General features: G+C 70.9%; 2 protein-coding genes. Both read left to right on the forward strand.

Going from position 1 to position 2,707, the window contains the following annotated elements; genetic code table 11:
• Positions 1–67: 67 nt before the first annotated feature.
• Positions 68–1,231 carry a nitrogen regulation protein NR(II) gene (gene glnL, locus ACT6Y9_RS10205; RefSeq protein WP_295480511.1) on the forward strand — a complete coding sequence of 388 codons (1,164 nt, stop codon included), beginning with the start codon at positions 68–70 and terminating at the stop codon, positions 1,229–1,231.
• 76 nt (positions 1,232–1,307) lie between these two features.
• A partial coding sequence (ntrC, locus tag ACT6Y9_RS10210; protein ID WP_443744451.1) for a nitrogen regulation protein NR(I) occupies positions 1,308–2,707 on the forward strand: 1,400 nt, incomplete at its 3' end.

Below are 2,707 nucleotides of genomic sequence, written 5' to 3' on the forward strand. Positions count from 1 at the left end.
TTTTTTTCGGACGTCCCGCGGCGGGGTCTCCCGCTCCGAGGCGTTCTCGACTCCCTTCGCCTTCACCATGACGGTACCGTCCCCCACCCCTTCTCCCACAGGCGCATCGTCCGTCCGGCGCGTCTGCGCCTTCGATCTGCTCTCGACCGTGGTGCTCTGCCTCGACGCCCGAGGGGGCATCACGACGGTGAACGCCGCGGCCGAGACGTTGATCGGCCGCACGCGGCGCGCGCTCGCGGGCGAGGCGGCGGCGGAATTCTTCGACGAGGCGGCCGGGTGGTTCGGCGACGGTCCCGCGGCGCTCCCCGAGGGCGGCCAGCCCCTCGCCTACAGCTTCGTGACGGAATTCCACCGCGGGCTCCTCGCCCCCGTCCGGGTGCGTGCGGTGCTCTCGACCGTGACGGAGGACGCTCCCGCGGCGGGGCTCCCCGAGGGGACGGCCTACATCATCGAGGCGACGGAGCTCGAAGACGCGCTGCGCGCCGAGCGCGACGCGATGGAGACGAGCCTGAGGGCCGCGAACAGCGAGCTCCTGAGGAACCTCGCCCACGAGATCAAGAATCCCCTCGGAGGGATCCGCGGCGCGGCGCAGCTCCTCGAGAGCGAGCTCGTGCGCGACGAAGACCGCGAATGCACGAGCGTGATCCTCGAGGAGGCGGCGCGCCTGCAGGCCCTCGTGGACCGGCTGCTCGCGCCGTACCGGGCCGCGCAGACGAAGGAGCCGATCAACATCCACGAAGTGCTCGAGCACGTGAAGAGCCTGATCGGCCTTGAATTCAGCGCCGGCCTCACGATCCGGCGCGACTACGACATCTCCGCGCCGCCGGTCGTGGGCGACCGGGGGCGGTTCATCCAGATCTTCCTCAACCTCGCGCGCAACGCCGCCGAGGCGATGAGCGAAGAGCGCGCCCACGGCCGCGCGCAGTTGGTGATGAAGACGCGCATCGCGCGCGACGTGCTGCTCTCGGGCGCGCGCGTGCGGCTCGCGCTGCGCGTGGACGTGATCGACAACGGACCGGGCGTGCCGCCCGCGCTGCGCGAGCGGATCTTCTTCCCGCTCGTCACCGGGCGCGCCGAGGGCTCGGGGTTGGGGCTCTCCCTCGTCAAGGCCTTCGTCGAGGAGGCGGGCGGGGCGATCACCCTCGAGAGCCGGCCGGGACGAACGGACTTCACGGTGCTCCTGCCCCTTGAGCGGGGCGCCGGCAGGACGCAAAGAACAAAGGCCCAATAGAGGCGCCCGGCGGCGCAGACGGCTCCACCCCTATGCGGCGCGCGCGGCGGACTACCGGGCACGGAAGGAATCCAAGATGCTTGACGACCAGAACATTCATTCGACCGAAGAGACGGGTGCGCAGCCCGTCTGGGTGATCGACGACGACAGGGCGATCCGCTGGGTGTTGCAGCGCGCGCTCGCGCGCGAAGGCGTCGGCTGCCGGCTCTTCGAGCGCGGCCAGGACGCGCTTAACGCGCTCGAGGCGATGGCGGCGGCGCACGAACCGCTCCCCCTCGTCCTCGTCTCCGACATCCGCATGCCGGGCCTCTCGGGTGTGGATCTCCTTGCAAAGGTGAAGGCAGTCGCGCCCGACCTGCCCGTCATCATCATGACGGCCTTCTCGGACCTCGACAGCGCCGTCTCGGCCTTCCAGGGCGGGGCGTTCGAATACCTGACGAAGCCCTTCGACGTCAACAAGGCCGTCGAGCTCATCAGCCGCGCGATGGAGGACGCCCGCCGCCGCACGGCCGCTGCGGGCCGCGAGGCCGAGCCGCAGCCCGCCCCCGCGGAGGCCGAGCGCCAGGTGCCCGACCTCATCGGCCAGGCGCCCGCCATGCAGGAGGTCTTCCGCGCGATCGGCCGCCTCTCGCAGAGCAACGTCACGGTGCTCCTCACGGGCGAGTCGGGTGCGGGCAAGGAGGTGGTCGCCCGCGCAATCTGGAAGCACAGCCGCAGAAGCCGCGCCCCCTACATCGCGATCAACATGGCGGCGATTCCGCGCGAACTCCTCGAGAGCGAGCTCTTCGGCCACGAAAAGGGCGCCTTTACGGGCGCTACGGCGACCCGCTACGGGCGCTTCGAGCAGGCCAAGGGCGGCACGCTCTTTCTCGACGAGATCGGCGACATGCCCATGGAGCTGCAGACGCGCCTCCTGCGCGTGCTCTCGAACGGGTACTTCTACCGCGTGGGCGGGCATCAACCGATCAAGGCCGACGTGCGCGTGATCGCCGCGACCAATCAGAACCTCGAGGAACGGGTGCGCAACGGCCAGTTCCGCGAGGACCTCTATCACCGCCTCAACGTGATCCGCCTGCGGCTGCCGCCCCTGCGCGACCGCGTCGAGGACATTGCGCCCCTGACGGCGCACTTCCTCGCCGTGGGCGCGGGCGAATTGGGCGTCGAGCCCAAGACCCTCACGCGCGAGGCCCTCGCCGTGATCGAGCGCTTCCCCTTCCCGGGAAACGTCCGCCAGCTCGAAAACCTCTGCCGGTGGCTCCTCGTGATGGCCCCGTCGCAGGAGATCCGCGCCGAGGACCTGCCCTACGAAATCCGCCATGCGGAGGCGGCGGCCGCCGCCCATCCGGAGGCGCTTGAAGCCCGTCCCGCCCCCGCGCTTTCGGGCGAAGGCTTCGGGACCACGCCGGTCGAGCCGCCCGCAGTGGCGCCCGCGGCGGCGCATCCCGCCGCCGGCTGGACGGAAATCCTCTCCGCGCA

This window comes from Sutterella sp. (assembly GCF_052272535.1).
In the GTDB taxonomy this organism is placed as follows: domain Bacteria; phylum Pseudomonadota; class Gammaproteobacteria; order Burkholderiales; family Burkholderiaceae_F; genus Sutterella.